Source organism: Alsobacter sp. SYSU BS001988 (assembly GCF_054796215.1).
The window spans coordinates 117049-134844 of the sequence record NZ_JBTAMK010000008.1 but is presented as its reverse complement, the minus strand read 5'-3'; the positions used below and the strand labels follow the sequence as shown (position 1 = coordinate 134844).

Here is a 17796-nt window from a genome sequence, read left to right as displayed (position 1 = left end):
CCCTAGTACCCCAGATAGGCTTTGCGGACGCCCTCGTCCTGCCGGATCGCGGCCGCCGCGCCCGCCATCACGATGGAGCCCGTCTCGATCAGATAGGCGTCGCCGGCGAGATCCAGCGCGAGTTCCGCGTTCTGCTCGACGATCAGCATGCTGACGCCCTGGTCCCGGTTCACGGCGGCGAAGATGTCGAAGAGCTCGCGCACGATCAGGGGCGCGAGCCCGAAGGAAGGCTCGTCCAGCAGCATCAGCCGCGGCCGCAGCATCAGCGCGCGCGCCACCGCCAGCATCTGCTGCTCGCCGCCCGAGAGCGCCCCGGCCTGCTGCATTCGGCGCGCCTTCAGGATCGGGAAGGTGGCGTACATCCGGTCCATGTCGTCGCGGATGGCGGCGTGGTCGCGGCGCGTCATCGCGCCGAGCTGCAGGTTCTCCTCCACGGTGAAGCGGCCGAAGGTGCCGCGGCCCTGGGGCACATGCGCGACGCCCATCCGGCAGACGTCCTCGGTGGACCGGCCGATGACGCGCTCCCCGCCCAGCGTGACCTCGCCCGTCGCCCGGACCATGCCGCACAGCGCCCTCAGCGTCGTGGTCTTGCCCGCCCCGTTGGCCCCCAGCAGGGCCGTGATGCCGCCTTCGCGCAGGGTGAAGTCGAGCCCGTGCAGCGCCTGCACGGGACCGTAATAGGCCTTCAGGCCGCGCACCTCGAGAAGCGCGGTCATGCGGCCCTGTCTCCCAGATAGGCGCGGATCACCGCCGCGTCCCGCTGCACCTCCGAGGGCGTGCCCTCCGCCAGCTTGCGGCCGAAATTGAGCGCGACGACGCGGTCCGCCGTCGACATCACGAGGCCCATATGATGCTCGACGAGCAGCACCGAGACGCCGCGCTCGTCCCGGATGCGCCGGATGAGGCGCCCCAGTTCGCGCACTTCGTCATGGTTCAGCCCGCCGGCCGGCTCGTCCAGCAGCAGCAGCCGCGGCTGGGCGGCGAGCGCCCGGGCAAGCTCCACCCGCTTCTGCGTCCCGAAAGGCAGCCCGGCGACCGGCAGGTCGGCGACGGCTTCCAGGTCGAGCCAGGCCAGGATCTCTCCCACGCGCTCGCGCAGGGCGGCGTCGGCGCGCCTTGCCCAGGGCAGGCCCAGCGCGTCGCTGATCAGGTCCGAGCGGGTGCGGGCGTGCCCGCCCACCATGGCGTTGTCGAAGGCCGAGAGGCGGGGAAACAGCGCCACGTTCTGGAAGGTGCGGCCGATCCCGATCTCGGCGATCCGATGCGCCGGGCGCGTCAGGATGCTGCGGCCCGAAAGCGCGATCTCGCCGGAATTCGGGTGGTAAAGGCGGCTCAGGCAGTTGAACAGGGTCGTCTTGCCCGCCCCGTTCGGGCCGATGAGCCCCAGGATGTGCCCGTCCTGCTGGTCGAAGCTGACCCCGTCCAGCGCCACGATGCCGCCGAACGAGACCCGCACGTCCTGGACGCGCAACAACGGATCGGCGTTCCCGCTCATGCGCGGACCGGCCGAGGCTGCTGGGCGAAGGGGGCGGCCGCGCGGATGCGCTCAGCCCGTCTCCTCGGCGATGTCCGCAAGGTGGGTCCCTCCCTGGTGCGTGCGGGCCGGTTGGCGGCCTCTGGCGTTGCGCGGCCCTGCTCCGTCGGGAACCGGGCCTCCGTTCAGCGTGGCCTCGACGGCGCTCACCATGGCGGCGAGGCGGGGGCCGATGTCGTTCTCCAGCCGGTCGCGGGTGAAGCGGAACGCCGGCGCCCCGCAGTTGAACGCCAACGGCCGGCTGCCGTCGCGCGGCGTCAGCGGGACGCCCACCGAATGCACGTCGTCCTGCCACTCGCCTTCCGAGACGGTGAAGCCGCGCCGGGCGAAACCCTCCAGCGCCCGTTCGACGCCGTCGCGCACCGAAGGCCAGCGCTCGCCGAAGCGCGGCGCCATGCTGTCATAGAGCTCGGCCCGCTCGTCCGAGGGCAGCGCCGCCAGATAGGCGCGCCCCATCGCGGTGGTCGCCATCGGAATGCGCGAGCCGATGTCGAGGCGCACCGTCAGGGCCGTGTCGCTGCGCGCCTGGGCCACATAGATCATGCTGTTGCGGTCGCGTCCGCCGAGCGCCACGGCCCCGCCGGCGTAATCGGCGAGCTCCTGCATGTGCGGCTGCGCGACATGCCGAATGCCGATATTGGCCAGCGCCGAGTAGCCGATCGCGAGCGAGGCGGGGGCGAGTTCGTACTTGCCGAAACGCGGCACGGCCGTGAGATAGCCGAGCTTCGTCAGCGTGTAGGTGAGCCGCGTCACCGTCGGTTTCGGCAGGCCCGTGCGGGCCGCGATCTCGTGATTGCCGAGCAGGCCGTCATGGGGCCTGAACGCCCGCAGTACGTCCAGTCCGCGCGCCAGCGCCACGACGAATTTGCGGTCGCCCTCCGCGCTGTCGTCCTCGTCCCGGTCCGGCATCCCGCTCCTCTGGTCCGCCCTCGCCGGGGCGTTGACAGGAAGCTCACCAGACTTCTAGCCTGCTCGTCAAGATGCGAAACGCTATTCCGCACTGCGGAACTCATGGCGGGGGGAAGACGTGACGGCGCGGCCCGCGACGGATCAGACCGCTTGACCGGGCGCGCCCCTTTCGCCTGGGAGAAATCCTATGCGCCCGGCGCCCGCTGGGACGCTCCGATCGCGCGATGCACGCTGCTGCAGCTGCTCGACCGTGCGGTGGCCCGCTATGGCGACCGCGCCGCGATCGAGTTCCGCGACACGAGCCTGAGCTTCGCGGAGCTCGGCCGCCGCGTCGACGCGCTGGCCGCCGCCCTGCTCCGCGCCGGCCTCGGGCCCGGGGCCACCGTGGCGCTTTATCTGCCGAACACGCCCTGGCACCCGGCGACCTTCTTCGGCGCCAGCCGGGCGGGCGCCCGGATCGTCCATCTCAGCCCGCTCGACGCCGAGCGGGTGCTGGCGCACAAGCTGCGCGACAGCGGCGCCCGCACGCTCGTCGCCACCGATCTGGGGACGAGCCTCCTGCCCATGGCGGTCCGCCTGCTCGACGCCGGGCTGCTGGACCGCGTCATCGTCGGCGAGGACGCCGCCTGGGGCGGGGACGGGCCCAGGACAGCCCTGCCCGACCGCTCGGACGTGATCCCGGTCTCGCGCTTTACCGCCGGCGCGAGCCCGCCCCCGTCCTGGCCGGAGCAGTCCATCGAGGACGTCGCGCTGCTGCAATACACCGGCGGCACGACCGGCCTGCCCAAGGGGGCCATGCTGACCCACGGCAACCTGACCGCGGCCGTGTCCATGTACAACGCCTGGCTGGAGGGCCAGGGCCTCTCCCGGCCCGGCGCCGACCGGGTCATCGGCGTCCTGCCGCTCTTCCACATCTACGCGCTCACCACGATTCTGCTGCGCCAGATCGACCGAGGGAATACGATCCTGCTGCGCGCCCGCTTCGACGTGGAGCAGACGATCCGCGACATCGAGCAGGGCCGTGCGACCTCCTTCCCGGGCGTCCCCACGATGTGGATCGCGCTCGCCAACCATCCGGGCGTCGACAAGGTGGACTTCTCGTCGATGGTCCATTGCGCCTCCGGCGGCGCGCCCCTGCCGGTGGAGGTGGCGAGGCGCTTCGAGCGGCTCACCGGCCGCAGGCTCGTGGGCGGCTGGGGCATGACCGAGACCTCTCCGGCCGGCACGAACCTGCCCGAGAACGGCCCGTCCAAGCCCGGCACGATCGGCATCCCGCTTCCCGGCGTGGAGCTCGACATCGTATCGCTGGACGACCCGACTCGCACGCTGCCCCCCGGCGAAGTCGGCGAGCTCCGCATCCGCGGGCTGAACGTCACCAAGGGCTACTGGAACCGCCCGGAGGAAAGCGCGCAATCCTTCGTGGGCGACCGCTTCCTCACCGGCGACGTCGGCTACATGGACGAGGAGGGCTTCTTCTTCATCGTCGACCGCAAGAAGGACATGATCATTTCGGGCGGCTTCAACGTCTATCCGCAGATGATCGAGCAGGCGATCTACGAGCACCCCGCCGTCGCCGAATGCATCGTGCTCGGCGTGCCGGACGAGTACCGGGGCGAAGCCGCCAAGGCCTTCGTGACCCTGCGCGACGGCGCCGAGCCGTTCTCGATGGACGATCTCAGGCTCTTTCTCGCCGACAAGGTCGGAAAGCACGAGATGCCGACCGCGCTGGAGTTCCGGGCCTCGCTGCCGCGCACGCCGGTCGGCAAGCTCTCGCGCGCCGAACTGCGCAAGGAAGCCGCGCCCTGACCGGCGTCTTCCGAACGGAATGGTTTAGGGATAAACGGTCGTAAAAGGCCAAGCCAACAGGACGCACGCCATGGACCTGCGCTTCACCGACAAGGAGCTCGCCTTCCGGGAGGACGTCCGCGCCTTCTTCAAAGAGGCGCTGCCGGCGCAGATCCGCGACAGGATCGCGTCCGGACATCATCCCACCAAGGACGACCTCGTCACCTGGCAGCGCATCCTGAACGCCAAGGGCTGGGCCGTGCCTCATTGGCCGCGCGAATGGGGCGGCACGGACTGGACGCCGGTGGAGCAGTATATCTTCCAGGAGGAGATGCAGATCGCGCCCGCGCCCCAGCCGCTGCCCTTCGGGGTCAACATGGTCGCGCCCGTGATCTACACCTTCGGCAGCGAGGCCCAGAAGAAGCGTTTCCTGCCCCGCATCGCCAATATCGACGACTGGTGGTGCCAGGGCTTCTCCGAGCCCGGCGCCGGCTCCGACCTCGCTTCGCTCAAGACGCGCGCGGAGCGCCAGGGCGACCACTACGTCGTCAACGGCCAGAAGACCTGGACCACGCTGGCCCAGCATGCCGACTGGATCTTCTGCCTCGTGCGCACCGACCCCGGCGCCAAGAAGCAGATGGGCATCTCCTTCCTGCTCATCGACATGAAGACGCCCGGCGTCACCGTGCGGCCGATCCAGACCATCGATGGCGGGGCCGAGGTCAACGAGGTGTTCTTCGACGACGTGCGCGTGCCGGTCGAGAACCTCGTCGGCGAGGAGAACCGGGGCTGGGACTACGCCAAGTTCCTGCTCGGCAACGAGCGCGTCGGCATCGCCAGGGTCGGCGTCTCCAAGGAGCGCATCCGCCGCATCAAGCAGCTCGCCGCGATCGAACTCGCCGGCGGGCGCCCGCTGATCGAGGACCGGCGCTTCCGCGAGAAGCTGGCCGCCGTCGAAATCGAGCTCAAGGCGCTGGAGATCACCCAGATGCGCGTCGTCGCGGCCGAGGGCCGGCGCGAGCGCGGCAAGCCGGACCCGGCCTCCTCGGTGCTGAAGATCAAGGGCTCCGAGCTGCAGCAGGCCACCACCGAATTGCTGATGGACGTGATCGGCCCCTATGCGATGCCGTACGATCCCCATTCCGAGGAGGGCTCCAACGAGCCGCCGGTCGGGCCGGACTGGGCGGCCATGATCGCGCCGAACTACTTCAACACCCGTAAGGTCTCGATCTATGGCGGCTCGAACGAGATCCAGAAGAGCATCATCGCCAAGGCCGTTCTGGGGCTCTGACACATGGATTTCGACCTCACCGAAGAGCAGCGGATGCTGAAGGACAGCGTCGGGCGCCTGCTCGCCGACGCCTATGACTTCGACGCCCGCAGGCGCATCGTGGACTCCGATCCCGGCTTCAGTCCCGCCGTCTGGGCGCAGTTCGCCGAGCTTGGCCTGCTCGGGCTGCCCTTCGCCGAGGAGGATGGCGGCTTCGGGGGCGGACCGGTCGAGACCATGATCCTGATGGAGGCTTTCGGCCGGGCCCTCGTGGTGGAGCCTTACCTCGCCACCGTGGTGCTGGCCGGGGGCCTCATCCGGCACGCGGGCAGCGCCGAGCAGAAGGCCGCGCATTTGCCCGCCATCGCGGCCGGCGAGTTGCGCATGGCCTTCGCGCATGCGGAGCGCCAGGCGCGCTATGACCTCTTCGACGTGGCCACGACGGCGACGCGCGACGGCGCGGGCTGGCGCCTCGACGGCCAGAAGGGCCTCGTGCTGCACGGCGACGGGGCCGACCGGCTCATCGTCTCGGCCCGCACGGCCGGCTCCCCGCGCGACCGCGACGGGATCGGCCTCTTCCTGGTCGACGCGGACGCCCCCGGGGTGAGCCGCCGGGGCTATCCGACGCAGGACGGCCAACGCGCCGCCGAGATCGCGCTGTCGGGCGTGCACGTCCCCGCCGTGGCCGCGATCGGCGATCCCGGCGCCGCCCTGCCGCTCATCGAGCGCGTGACCGACGAGGCCATCGCGGCGCTCTGCGCCGAGGCGGTGGGCTGCATGGAGGAAATGCAGGCGATCACGGTCGACTACCTCAAGACGCGCCAGCAATTCGGAACGACCATCGGCTCGTTCCAGGCCCTGCAGCACCGCGCCGCCGAAATGGTGGTCGCCCTGGAGCAGGCCCGCAGCATGGCGATGTTCGCCACCATGACGGCGGCGTCGCCCGACCCCGCCGAACGCGCCGCCGCAGTAGCGGGCGCCAAGGTGCAGATCGGCCGCTCGGGCCGGTTCGTCGGCCAGCAGGCGATCCAGCTCCATGGCGGCGTGGGGATGACCATGGAGTACAAGATCGGGCACTATTTCAAGCGCATGACGATGATCGACACGCTCTTCGGCGACGCCGACCACCATCTCTCCCGGGTGGCGGACGCCGGCGGGCTCATCAACGTCTAGGCGCAGCCGTCCCGCCGCGCATTTCAGCCGTCCGCCCGCCCCGGCGGCCCTTTCCGAGGAGCCGATGCCGCTTCCCGCCATCCTGCAGGGCAGCCTCAGCCTGCCCGTCATCGGGTCGCCGATGTTCATCGTGTCGACCCCCGACCTCGTCATCGCGCAATGCCTGGCGGGGGTGGTGGGGTCGTTCCCGGCCCTGAACGCCCGGCCCAAGGAGGAGCTGGAGCCCTGGATCCTGCGCATCAAGGGCGAGCTCGCGGCCGCCCGCGCGCTGCACCCGACGCGCCCGATCGCGCCCTTCGCGGTGAACCAGATCGTCCACGCCTCCAATGACCGGCTCGACCATGACGTCGACTTGTGCGTCAAGCACGAGGTCCCGATCATCATCACCAGCCTGCGGGCGCCCGGCGCTGTGGTCGACCGCATCCACGCCTATGGCGGACTCGTTTTCCACGACGTCATCTCCATCCGTCACGCCGAGAAGGCGCTGGCGGAAGGCGTGGACGGTCTCATCCTGGTCTGCGCCGGCGCGGGCGGCCACGCCGGGCCGCTCAGCCCCTTCGCGCTCGTCGGCGAGGTGCGCAGGTTCTATGACGGACCGATCATCCTGTCGGGTTCGATCGCCAATGGGCGCTCGATCCTCGCCGCCCAGGCGATGGGAGCCGACCTCGCCTATATGGGCACGCGCTTCATCGCCACCCGCGAGGCCAACGCCGATCCGCGCTACAAGGCGATGATCGTCGACGCCTCGGCGGCCGACATCGTCTACACGCCGCTGTTCACGGGCGTGCACGGCAACTACCTGAAGCCCAGCGTCGCCCTGCAGGGGCTCGACCCCGACAACCTGCCGACAGCCGACAAGGCCGCGATGAATTTCAGCGCCGGCAAGGGCAAAGCCTGGCGCGACATCTGGGGCGCCGGGCAGGGCGTGGGGCTCGTCCACGACGTGCCCGCCACGGCCGACCTCGTCGCCCGCCTGCGCGACGAGTATGCTGCCGCCCGCTCGGCCCTTGCGGCCCATGCCGCGCCGTTCTGACCCCGGCCTCGGAGTGACCCATGACATATCCCATCCGCCGCTCCACGCCCGCATCCGGTCTGCTCCAACTGGAGATCAACCGCCCGGAGCGCCGCAACGCGCTGAACGCGGCCGCCTATGAGGGCCTGATCGCCGGGCTGGCCGACGCCGCGGCGGACGACGCCGTCAGGGTCGTGGTCCTGACTGGGGCGGAGCGCTGCTTCACCTCCGGCAACGACATCGCTGACTTCATGACCCGGGCCGAGGAGCCGGGCGGCCACGCGGCCATCCGCTTCCTGCGCGCCATCGCTTCCTTCGACAAGCCGGTCGTGGCCGCCGTCGAGGGCTTCGCCATCGGCATCGGCACGACCATGCTGCTGCATTGCGACCTCGCCTATGCGGGCCGCTCGGCGCGCTTCAAGTTGCCCTTCGTGCCGCTCGGCATCTGCGCCGAGGGCGCCTCGACGCTGCTTCTGCCGCAGGTCGCGGGCGCGAAGCGCGCGTCCGAGATGCTGCTGCTGGGCGAGGAGTTCTCCGGCGAGGCGGCGGCCCGGGACGGGCTCGTCAACGAGGCCGTCGAGGACGGCCAGGCCTTGCCCCGCGCGCTTGAACGCGCGGCCGCCCTCGCCGCCCTTCCGGCGCCCTCCGTGCTGGCCACCAAGGCCCTGCTGCAGAAGGCCCGCCGGGCCGCCGCGCTGGAGACCATCGCGGCCGAGGCGGCGGAGTTCGACCGGCTGCGCAGGCTGCCCGAAACCCAGGCCCGCTTCGCGGCCTTCATGAACAAGGGCTAGCCCGCCTCGCCTAGCGCGGGAGCGGATGCTTGCGCAGGAAGTTGAAGTCGCAGCCGTGCTCGGCCTGGAGCACCTCGTCCCAATAGAGCTTCTTGTAGCCGCGCTCGGGCGCCGCGTGGGGCGGGCTCCAGCCCTGCCGGCGGCGGGCGAGTTCGGCCTCGTCGACCAGCAGGTCGATGCGCCCGGCCGCGACGTCGAGCGCGATCCGGTCGCCGTCGCGCACGAGCGCAAGCGGGCCGCCTTCGGCCGCTTCCGGGCTGATATGCAGCACGATCGAGCCGAAGGCCGTGCCGCTCATGCGGGCGTCGGAGATGCGCACCATGTCCTTGACGCCTGCGGCCGCCAGCTTGCGCGGAATCGGGATGTAGCCGGCCTCCGGCATCCCGGGGGCGCCTTTCGGGCCGGCGTTCTGCAGCACCAGCACGTCGTCGGCCTGCACGTCGAGGTCCGGCGCGTCGAGCCGCTCCGCCATGTCGGCCAGGGACGAGAACACCACGGCCCGGCCTTCGTGCCGGAGCAGGGCCGGCGTCGCGGCGGCCTGCTTGATCAACGCGCCGTGGGGGGCCAGGCTTCCGCGCAGCACGCGCAGGCCGCCGCCCTGGTGGATGGGCCGCGACACCGGGCGGACGACGTCCTGCTCCCAGCCCGGAGGCGCGGCGTCGATCTCCTGGCCGAGCGTCCGGCCCGTGACGGTGAGGCTCTGCGTCTCCAGCTGGTCCCTGATCTCGCGCAGGATCGCGGCTAGCCCGCCGGCGCGGTGCAGGTCCTCCATGTAGTGCTGGCCCGAGGGCTTCAGGTCGACCAGCACCGGCGTCTCGACGCCCATGCGGTCGAATGCGTCCATGTCGAGCTCGACGCCGAGCCGGCCCGCGATGGCCACCAGGTGGATGAGGCCGTTGGTCGATCCGCCGATGGCCTGCAGCACGCGCAGCGCGTTGTCGAAGGCGCTCGCGGTCATGATCTGCGATGGCCGAAGGCCCTCGGCGGCCAGCGCCACGGCGCGCGCGCCGGTCGCCTCGGCGTGGCGCAGGCGGTCCGCGTCGACGGCCGGGATCGCGGCGCCGCCGGGAAGCATCATGCCCAGCGCCTCGGCGCAGAGCGCCATCGTGCTGGCGGTGCCCATCACCATGCAGGTGCCTGGCCCCGGCGCGAGCTTGCCGCTGATCTCCTCGATCTCGTCCGCCCCGATGGCGCCCGCCCGGTGCTGGCCCCAGAGCCGGCGGCAATCCGTGCAGGCGCCGAGCCGTTCGCCCTTGTGCGAGCCGGTGATCATCGGCCCCGTCACGGTCAGGATCGCCGGGACGTCGGCGCTGCCGGCGCCCATCAGCAGCGCCGGGACGGTCTTGTCGCAGCCCCCGATGAGCACGACCGCGTCCATGGGCTGGGCGCGGATCATCTCCTCCGCGTCGATCGCCATGAGGTTGCGCAGGAACATGCTGGTGGGATGCGAGAAGGACTCGTGCATCGAGATGATGGGGAATTCGAGCGGCAGTCCGCCCGCCAGCATCACCCCGCGCTTGATCGCCTCGATCAGGTCCGGGACGTTCCGGTGGCAGGCGTTGTAGGCCGAGAAGGTGTTGGTGATCCCGATGATGGGCCGGGCGAGCGCGTCGTCCGAATAGCCCATCGCCTTGATGAAGGCCTTGCGCAGGAAGAGCGAGAACTCCGCGTCGCCATACTGGGCGAGGCCCTTGCGCATGCCGGTCTGGGCGTCTGGCTTGGTCTTGTCCGACATCGGCGTCTCCCTGCTGCGTCGCCGCCTTCGCGGTCTGTTGTTCGCCAACACGCGTTTCTCGCACGTCTGGCGCGGCCCTTGATAGCCGGTTCCGTGGTCCCGGCCTCAGAAGCGGACCTGCCATGAGCCATTGACATCGTGACCGCCGGCATGGTCCACGCGCATCATGGTGGACACGGCGCCGCCCGGCGCGCGAGACCGAGGCTGAACCCATGCAACTCCCGCAGAACGCCTTCAAGCGCGCCATCCTGGCCGGACGCCAGCAGATCGGCCTGTGGTGCAGCCTCCCGGGCCCCTATGCGGCGGAGGCCATGGCGGGCGCCGGCTTCGACTGGATGCTGCTCGACACCGAGCACTCGCCGGGCGACCCGCTGACCGTGCTGGGGCAGCTGCAGGCCGTCGCGCCCTACCCGGTCTCCCCCATCGTGCGACCGGCCAGCAACGACGCGGTGCTGATCAAGCGCATCCTGGATTTCGGGGCCCAGACCCTACTCATCCCCTATGTGCAGAGCGCCGCTGAGGCGCAGGCCGCGGTCGCGGCGATGCGCTATCCGCCGCGCGGCGTCCGCGGCGTCTCGGGCGTCACGCGCGCCACCGGCTTCGGCCGCATCGCCGGCTACGCCCGCCGCGCCGAGGAGGAGCTCTGCCTGCTGGTGCAGATCGAGACGCGCGAGGCGCTGGACCGCCTGGAGGAGATCGCGGGCGTCGACGGCGTCGACGGCGTCTTCATCGGCCCCGCCGACCTCGCCGCCAGCCTCGGCCATGTCGGCGAGGCCGGCCATCCGGAGGTGGTGGCCGCCATCGAGGACGCGATCCGGCGCATCCGCGCCTGCGGCAAGCCCGCCGGAATCCTGACCCCCGACAACGCCTTCGCGCAGCGCTGCATCGAGCTCGGCACGGTCTTCACGGCAGTGGGAGTGGACGCCAGCATGCTGGCCCGCGCCACCGAGGCCCTGGCCCAGCGGTTCAAGGCGCCCTGACTGGCCGGTCATTGACCTTTGCGGCGTCGCCCCCGATGCTCACCCCCCAACAACAAAGCCTGACAGGGGAAGCGTCGTGACCACACCCAGAACGCCCAGGGCCCTCGCGGCCGCCGTCGCACTGCTGCTCGCGGGCGCGGGCGCCGCACAGGCCGAAGCCAACCAGGTCCGCATCTCCAAGGGTTTCGGCATCCTCTATCTGCCGCTGATCGTCATGGAGGACCAGAAACTCCTCGAGAGCCGCGCCGAGAAGGCCGGCCTCGGCCCCCTCAAGGTGGACTGGCTGACGCTCGACGGCGGCAACGTCATCAACGACGCCATGATGACCGGGGCGCTCGACTTCGCCGGAATCGGCGCGCCGGGCTTCATCACGCTCTGGTCCAAGGCGAAGGGCATCCCGAAGGTGGAGGTCGTGGGCGTCTCGGGCATGAGCTCGACCTCGCTCTGGCTCAACACCAACAAGGCGAGCATCACCGGCCTGAAGGACTTCACCTCCGCCGACAAGATCGCTATCCCGGGCATCCGGACGTCCCTGGCCGCGGTGGTGCTGGAGATGATGGTCGCCAAGGAGTTCGGGCGCGAGAACTACGGCAAGCTCGATCCCTTGACCGTCGGCCTCGCCCATCCGGACGGGGTGGCGGCGCTGATCGGCGGCAAGACGGAGATCACCGCCCATTTCACCTCCCCGCCCTTCCAGTATCTGGAGGTGAAGAGCCCCAACATCCGCCGCGTCGCGAACTCGGTCGACTATCTGGGCAACATCACCCTCGACGTCACCTTCGCGCCCAAGCGCTTCGTCGACGCCAATCCCAAGACCACTCAGGCCTTCCTGGAGGCGCTGGACGACGCCAACGCCCTGATCGCGGCCGACAAGCGCAAGGCCGCCGAGATCTTCGTCAGGAGCTCGAAGGTCAAGGTCGACGTCGACGAGGTCCTCAAGATGCTGGAGGACCCCGACACGCGGTTCTCCACCACGCCGACAGGCATGATGCAGTTCGCCGAATTCATGCAGCTGTCCGGGACCATCAAGACCAAGCCGGCCGTCTGGTCGGAGATGTTCCTCCCCGCCCTGCAGGGCCGTCCCGGCAGCTGAGGCCGCTCCGGTCAGCCCTTCGGGGCCGTATTCGGCAGGGGGTAATCCGCCGCGTTCAGCACCCATCCGGGCTTCAGCGAGAAGTCGATCCGCGGCGGCGAGAAGATGTCGACCAGCTGGTTGACGCCGGGGTCCATGCCGCGCGTCGTGTGGATCGCCGGCGGCGGGATGACGGTGACGGACGGGGTGCCGACGAACTCGTGCTCGTCGTTGCGCCACATCTTCATGTTGGGCGTCCACGGCCAGCGCAGGTGGTGGATGAAGGAGCCCTGCACCGAGAGCGAATATTGCTCGAAGTCGTCATGGTGGTGCGGCGACAGCTTGGTGATGTCGCGCGGCCCGACCTGCGGGGCGAGATAGTTCACCATGAAGGTGGTGCAGCGCCAGATCCGTCCGAAGCGGCCCGGTTCGTCCGGGACGTCCAGGCTGTAGGTGCGGATCCTGAACCCGTCCGGCGGCGTCGGCCAGGCCTGGAAGGGCGGGATGTTGTGGTGCGGCTCGACATACTCGCCCGCATTCGAGCAGAGCGCCGCGAGGTCGGCCGAGCGGGTGGTGAACAGGCGCACGATGCGCCCGCCTTCCACCACCTCGACGACGCTGTCACCGGGCGGCACGAAGGTCACCGAATAGCCGGCGACGGTCCTGGTCTCGCCGCCCGCCGTCACCCTCACGGACACGCCGGGATCCGGCAGCAGCAACACCCACTCGTCGATCTGGCCGCTGCGGCTGAAGCGGGCGCCGGCCTTCGCCTCCGAATAGCCGATCACCCCATTCTGGCCCCGCATGTACCAGGTGCGGCCATCGGGGCCGCTCTCGGCGGGCTGTTCCTCGTAGAACTTCACGTAGTCGGCCGGCGAATAGGCCGTGAAGACGGGCGCGCTGGCCGGCGTGGCGGCGAGGCTCGCGCGGGGGTCGGACTTGTCGTACATGCTCGAACTCCGGAGGGATGCGCCGGCTCTGGGCCGGCCGGGACGGCGGCGGCTCAGGCCGCCCGCTTGAAGCCTTTCAGGCCGGCGAAGATGCCGCTCGGAAAGAGCAGCAGCACCACCAGCAGCGTCGAAAGGGCCGCGACGTTCTTGAAGCCGGCCCCGAAGAGCACGATGGCGGCCGCCTGCAGCACCCCGAGCAGGACCCCGCCCGCCAGCGCGCCGGCGGCGCTGCCGAAGCCGCCGATGATGGCCGCGATGAAGCCGTTGACCCCGAAGGGCGTGCCGACGTTGAAGGCGGTGACCTGCGTCGGCGTCACCAGGATGCCGGCGACGGCGCCGAGCGCGGCCGAGAGCGCGAACGACACCAGCAGCATGCGCGACACCGGGATGCCGAGCAGCGCCGCCGCCTCGCGGTTCTGCGAGCAGGCGCGCAAGGCCCGCCCCGTGCGGGTGCGGGTGAAGAAGAGCCAGAGCAGCCCCACCATCAGGGCGCCGCAGCCCAGGATCCAGAACAGCTGGTAGCCCACCGCCACGTCGCCGAGCTTCAGCGGCCCGCCGGGCGTGAAGGACGGGATCGACCGCGGCTGGTCCCCCAGGGTCAGGATGGTGATCCGCTCGATCATGATCTGCGTCGCGAGCGTGGCCAGGATGATGGCGAACATGGTCGCGCCCCGGTTCCACATGGGCCGGACCACCAGCGTCTCAATCAGCATCCCCACCCCGGCCACGATCGGAACGGTCAGGATCGCGGCCAGCGCGAGCGGCAGGCCCAGCCGGGTGAGCAGGGCGTGGCACACCATGCCGCCCAGCATCACGAACACGCCCTGGGCGAAGTTCACGATGCCGCTGGCGTTGTAGATGACGCAGAACCCGATGCCGACGAGCCCGTAGATGAGCCCGACGCCGACGCCCGTCACGAGGCTCTGCAGCAGTTGCGTGATGTCAGCCATCGACCATCTCCACGCCGCCCAGATAGGCCGCGAGCACATCGGGATTGCGCCGGATCTCTTCGGGCGAGCCCTCGGCGATCTTCCTGCCGAAATCGAGCACCGCGATTCGCTGCGCCACTTTCATGACCAGCCCCATGTCGTGCTCGATCAGCAGCACGGTCACGCCGCGGGCGTTGACGCGCTGGATGACGTCGGCCAGCGCCGCGGTCTCCTGCGTGTTGAGGCCGGCGGCGGGCTCGTCCAGCAGGATCAGCTTGGGGTCGGCCGCCAGCGCGCGGGCGACCTCGAGCAGGCGCTGGCGCCCGTAGGGCAGCTTGTCCGCCACCAGCTCGCCCTGGTCGCCGAGGCCGACGAAGGCCAGCAGCTCGCGCGCCTCGCGGGCGATGCGGGCCTCCTGCTCGCGCGCCCAGCGCGGGCGCAGGAGCGCGCTGAGCACGCCGCCGCGGGTGACGCGATGGAAGCCGATCTCGACGTTCTCGGCCACCGTCAGGTCCTTGAAGAGCTGGACCAGCTGATAGGTCCGGATCAGTCCGCGCGAGGCGATCGAGGCCTGCGGAAGCCCGGTGATCGGCTGGCCGTCGAACACCACCGCGCCCGAGGTGGGGACCAGCGCTCCCGCGATGGAGTTGAAAAGGGTCGTCTTGCCGGCCCCGTTGGGGCCGATGACGGCGTAGATGGAGCCTTGCGGCACGTCGAAGCTGATGGCGTCGTTGGCCAGCAGGCCGCCGAACCGCATCGTGACGTTCTGGACGGAGAGCAGCGCCATCAGGGTCGCTCCCCCTTGGCGGCCTTGCCGCGCTCCAGCCACGGGCCGAGCAGCGCGCCGAGGCCCGACAGACCCTTGGGGGCGAAGATCAGGATCGAGACCAGGATGATGCAGTAGGCGACGTCCTGCAGCTCCTTGAGGCCGCGCAGCGCTTCGGGGAGCAGCGAGACGATGACCGCCCCGACGACGGGGCCCCAGGTCGTGCCGATGCCGCCCAGATAGAGCATCGTGAAGCTGAGCACGACCATGGAGGTGCCGAAGACCTCCGGACTGATGAAGCCGACGAAATGGGCGAAGAGCGAGCCCGCCACGGACCCGTAGGCCGCCGCGATCACGAAGGCGGCGAGCTTGTAGCGCGCCACGTTGACGCCGAGCGCCGCCGCCGCCGGCTCGCTCCCGGCGATCGCGGCCAGCGCGCGGCCGAAGCGCGAATGGCGCAGGCGGCTGGAGATCCACACGCCGAGCAGCAGGAAGCCGACCAGCACCACCAGCATCTGCTTCTCGCTGGCGAGCTCGTAGCCCAGGATCCCGAGGGGCGGAATGCCCGAATAGCCCATGTAGCCCTGGGTCAGGCTGGTCCACTCGATGGTGATCTCGTAGGTGATCAGCCCGAGCGCGAAGGTGGCCATCGCGAGGTAGTGGCCGCGCAGCCGCAGCGTCGGATAGCCGACCGCGAAGGCGACCAGCGACGACAGGCAGGTGGCCAGGACGAGGGCCACGAGCGGCTCCACCCCGTAGGTGGCGGTGAGAATGGCCGAGCAGTAGCCGCCCACCGCCGCAAAGGCGTTCTGGCCGAACGAGGCCTGTCCCGTATAGCCCATGAAGAAATTGAGCCCGGTCGCGAACACGCCATAGATCGCCGCGAAGCCCAGCACGGTGACGATGTAGCCGCTCGACGTGAGCGCATAGGCCAGCAGGGCCAGCGCGGCGACGACCGGGGCGGCGGGCGCGGCGAGGTCGCGCAGGCGCGTCCTAGTGGAGGTAATAGCGGGCGAGGTCATGGTGGGACCTGATCTCGGAAGCGGGGAGTTCGGCCGCGATGCGCCCGAGCGAAAGCACGTAGACCCGCTTGGCCAGCTTCAGCGCCAGCGGCGCCTTCTGCTCGACGAGCAGGATGCCGAGGCCCCGGCGGTTCAGTTCGCCCAGCGTGGACAGGATCTCTCCGGCGACGCGGGGCGCGAGGCCGAGCGACGGCTCGTCGAGCATCAGGAGCTTCGGTTCGGCCATCAGGGCGCGCCCGATCGCCAGCATCTGCTGCTCGCCGCCCGAAAGCGAGGACGAGATCTGCTCGACGCGCTCCTTCAGCCGCGGAAACAGCTCGAACACGGCGCCGAGCTGCCTGTCGATGTCGCCGCCCGGACGCGTGTAGGCGCCGAGGATCAGGTTCTCCCGCACCGACATCTGGCCGAACAGGCCGCGCCCCTCCTGCACCATGATGACGCCGAGCTCGGCCAGCTTGTGCGTCGGCAGGGCGGTGACGTCCCGACCGTCGAACATGATGCGGCCCTGCGCCGGCGTGAGCCGGGTGAGCGCGCGCAGCAGGGTCGTCTTGCCGGCCCCGTTGGGGCCGAGCACCGTGACCAATTCGCCCCGCCCGACATGCAGGCTGGTCGGCTTGAGCGCGTGCACCCGGCCGTAATGAGCCGAGATCTCCGTGACCTCGAGCAGCGGCCCGCTCATTTCAGCGCCACGAACTTGCCGTCGCGCAGGACCCCGATCTCGAAGGGGTTCTTGGTGATGCCGACATGCTGCTCGGGCGAGAAGTTGAACTGCGCGAAGGCGCCCTGGGTGGAGGGCAGCGTCTCCAGCGCGTCGCGCATCGCCGGACCCTCGAGCGACTTGGCCTTCTCGGCGGCGGCGGCGATCAGCATCAGGCTGTCCCATGCGCGGGCGCCGGCGTTGGGATCGCGGTCGCCATGCTTGGCCCGCCAGACCTTGAGGAAGCTCTCGGCCGCCTCCCTGGCGGGACCGGCCGGAATCGCGTCCGGAATCTGCACCCCGGGCGCCACGAACATGAAACGCTCGCCCAAGACCTCGCCGGCCTGGCGGAAGGTGGCCCAGTCGTCCAGGCTCGCCATGAGGATCATCTTGTCGAGGCCGAGCGCCTTGATGTTCTTGGCGGTCGTCACCGTGGAGCCGCCCTGGCCCATCTTGACGATGGCGCCCGCGCCGGCGGCGTTCATGCGGCCGATCTGGACGCTGACATCCGCGTCGTCCTGCTTGTAGGACTCCACCGCCACGACCTCCAGGCCCATGTCCTTGGCGATCTTGGAGCCGAGATCCTTCATCAGCATCGCGTAGGGCGTGGGATCGTGCAGGATGCCGACCTTGCGGATGTCCGTCTTGTCCTTCAGGTGCTGGTAGCGCGCCTCGATCTCGAAGCGCGGCGGCGGCAGCACGCTGAAGGCCCATTTCTGCTCCTCCGGCCGCTGCGGCAGGATCGAGCACAGCATCATCGGGATCTGGGCCCGCACGACCGAGCCCGCCGCCGCGAAATTGCCGGCCGAGACGCAGCCGCTGTCGAAGATCTGGACCTGGTCGTTGGACATCATCTTGCGGTAGCCGACCACGGCCTCCTGCGGCTCGGAGCGGTTGTCCTCCACCACGAGCTCGATCTTGCGGCCGAGCACGCCGCCCTTGGCGTTGATCGCTTCGGCGGCGAGCTGCAAGCCGTCGCGCCAGGCGCGGTCGTTGACGGCGGCGTAGCCGGTCAGTCCCACCGAGGAGCCGACCTTGTAGACCTGCTGGGCCAGGGCGGACGTGGACGTGAAGGCGAGCAATGCTGCGGCGAGCGCCCCGAAACGGCGGTCCATCTGTTTCCTCCTCGACGAGTTGTTTCGTTATGCAGAACAACGTTTCGTTTTTGAAG

At 70.1% G+C, this 17796-nt stretch carries 17 protein-coding genes; 7 read left to right on the top strand and 10 right to left on the bottom strand.

Going from position 1 to position 17796, the window contains the following annotated elements; translation table 11 throughout:
* Nucleotides 1-2 precede the first annotated feature (2 nt).
* The 3 genes from ACYVO7_RS16195 to ACYVO7_RS16185 are packed head-to-tail and all read right to left on the bottom strand — an operon-like array spanning nt 3 to nt 2443.
* Nucleotides 3-716 carry an ABC transporter ATP-binding protein gene (locus ACYVO7_RS16195; RefSeq protein ID WP_460450836.1) on the bottom strand — a complete coding sequence of 238 codons (714 nt, stop codon included), beginning with the start codon at nt 714-716 and terminating at the stop codon, nt 3-5.
* Nucleotides 713-1495, bottom strand: a complete 783-nt coding sequence (locus ACYVO7_RS16190) for an ABC transporter ATP-binding protein (RefSeq protein ID WP_460450835.1) — start codon at nt 1493-1495, stop codon at nt 713-715. Before ACYVO7_RS16190 ends, ACYVO7_RS16195 begins: the two co-directional genes overlap by 4 nt.
* A 51-nt stretch (nt 1496-1546) precedes the next feature.
* On the bottom strand, nt 1547-2443 hold the full coding sequence (locus tag ACYVO7_RS16185; RefSeq protein WP_460450834.1) for an IclR family transcriptional regulator: 897 nt from the start codon (nt 2441-2443) through the stop codon (nt 1547-1549).
* 150 nt (nt 2444-2593) lie between these two features.
* Here ACYVO7_RS16185 and pimA point away from each other — a divergent pair, with 150 nt between their 5' ends.
* The 5 genes from pimA to ACYVO7_RS16160 all read left to right on the top strand — a co-directional run bounded on the left by pimA (nt 2594) and on the right by ACYVO7_RS16160 (nt 8474).
* On the top strand, nt 2594-4249 hold the full coding sequence (pimA, locus tag ACYVO7_RS16180; RefSeq protein ID WP_460450833.1) for a dicarboxylate--CoA ligase PimA: 1656 nt from the start codon (nt 2594-2596) through the stop codon (nt 4247-4249).
* 70 nt (nt 4250-4319) lie between these two features.
* On the top strand, nt 4320-5519 hold the full coding sequence (pimC, locus tag ACYVO7_RS16175) for a pimeloyl-CoA dehydrogenase large subunit (protein WP_460450832.1): 1200 nt from the start codon (nt 4320-4322) through the stop codon (nt 5517-5519).
* 3 nt (nt 5520-5522) lie between these two features.
* Nucleotides 5523-6671, top strand: a complete 1149-nt coding sequence (locus ACYVO7_RS16170) for an acyl-CoA dehydrogenase family protein (protein WP_460450831.1) — start codon at nt 5523-5525, stop codon at nt 6669-6671.
* Nucleotides 6672-6735: 64 nt separating this feature from the next.
* Nucleotides 6736-7704, top strand: a complete 969-nt coding sequence (locus ACYVO7_RS16165) for an NAD(P)H-dependent flavin oxidoreductase (protein WP_460450830.1) — start codon at nt 6736-6738, stop codon at nt 7702-7704.
* A gap of 20 nt (nt 7705-7724) precedes the next feature.
* Complete coding sequence (locus ACYVO7_RS16160; RefSeq protein ID WP_460450829.1) at nt 7725-8474, top strand: enoyl-CoA hydratase-related protein; 750 nt, start codon at nt 7725-7727, stop codon at nt 8472-8474.
* Nucleotides 8475-8484: 10 nt separating this feature from the next.
* Here ACYVO7_RS16160 and ACYVO7_RS16155 read toward each other — a convergent pair whose 3' ends face one another.
* Nucleotides 8485-10209, bottom strand: a complete 1725-nt coding sequence (locus tag ACYVO7_RS16155; RefSeq protein WP_460450828.1) for an IlvD/Edd family dehydratase — start codon at nt 10207-10209, stop codon at nt 8485-8487.
* Nucleotides 10210-10421: 212 nt separating this feature from the next.
* On the opposite strand from ACYVO7_RS16155, the gene hpaI reads away from it, so the two are divergent.
* Nucleotides 10422-11189: a 4-hydroxy-2-oxoheptanedioate aldolase gene (gene hpaI / locus ACYVO7_RS16150; protein WP_460450827.1), complete on the top strand. Its 768-nt coding sequence runs from the start codon at nt 10422-10424 to the stop codon at nt 11187-11189.
* Nucleotides 11190-11265: 76 nt separating this feature from the next.
* Nucleotides 11266-12282, top strand: coding sequence for an ABC transporter substrate-binding protein (locus ACYVO7_RS16145; protein ID WP_460450826.1), 1017 nt, complete (start codon nt 11266-11268; stop codon nt 12280-12282).
* Nucleotides 12283-12293: 11 nt separating this feature from the next.
* Here ACYVO7_RS16145 and ACYVO7_RS16140 read toward each other — a convergent pair whose 3' ends face one another.
* Genes ACYVO7_RS16140 through ACYVO7_RS16115 form a run of 6 tightly spaced genes read right to left on the bottom strand, consistent with a single transcriptional unit; the run spans nt 12294 to nt 17740 of the window.
* Nucleotides 12294-13211, bottom strand: a complete 918-nt coding sequence (locus tag ACYVO7_RS16140) for a cupin domain-containing protein (protein ID WP_460450825.1) — start codon at nt 13209-13211, stop codon at nt 12294-12296.
* Between the two features lie 53 nt (nt 13212-13264).
* A complete protein-coding gene (locus tag ACYVO7_RS16135; RefSeq protein WP_460450824.1) occupies nt 13265-14161 on the bottom strand; it encodes a branched-chain amino acid ABC transporter permease in 897 nt (298 codons plus the stop codon).
* Complete coding sequence (locus tag ACYVO7_RS16130; protein ID WP_460450823.1) at nt 14154-14927, bottom strand: ABC transporter ATP-binding protein; 774 nt, start codon at nt 14925-14927, stop codon at nt 14154-14156. Before ACYVO7_RS16130 ends, ACYVO7_RS16135 begins: the two co-directional genes overlap by 8 nt.
* Nucleotides 14927-15928, bottom strand: coding sequence for a branched-chain amino acid ABC transporter permease (locus ACYVO7_RS16125; protein ID WP_460450822.1), 1002 nt, complete (start codon nt 15926-15928; stop codon nt 14927-14929). The genes ACYVO7_RS16130 and ACYVO7_RS16125 overlap by 1 nt, the downstream gene beginning before the upstream one ends.
* Complete coding sequence (locus ACYVO7_RS16120; RefSeq protein WP_460450821.1) at nt 15900-16607, bottom strand: ABC transporter ATP-binding protein; 708 nt, start codon at nt 16605-16607, stop codon at nt 15900-15902. Before ACYVO7_RS16120 ends, ACYVO7_RS16125 begins: the two co-directional genes overlap by 29 nt.
* The gene (locus tag ACYVO7_RS16115; protein WP_460450820.1) at nt 16604-17740 is read right to left on the bottom strand and encodes an ABC transporter substrate-binding protein; all 1137 of its coding nucleotides are present in this window, start codon (nt 17738-17740) and stop codon (nt 16604-16606) included. The genes ACYVO7_RS16120 and ACYVO7_RS16115 overlap by 4 nt, the downstream gene beginning before the upstream one ends.
* Nucleotides 17741-17796: the final 56 nt, after the last annotated feature.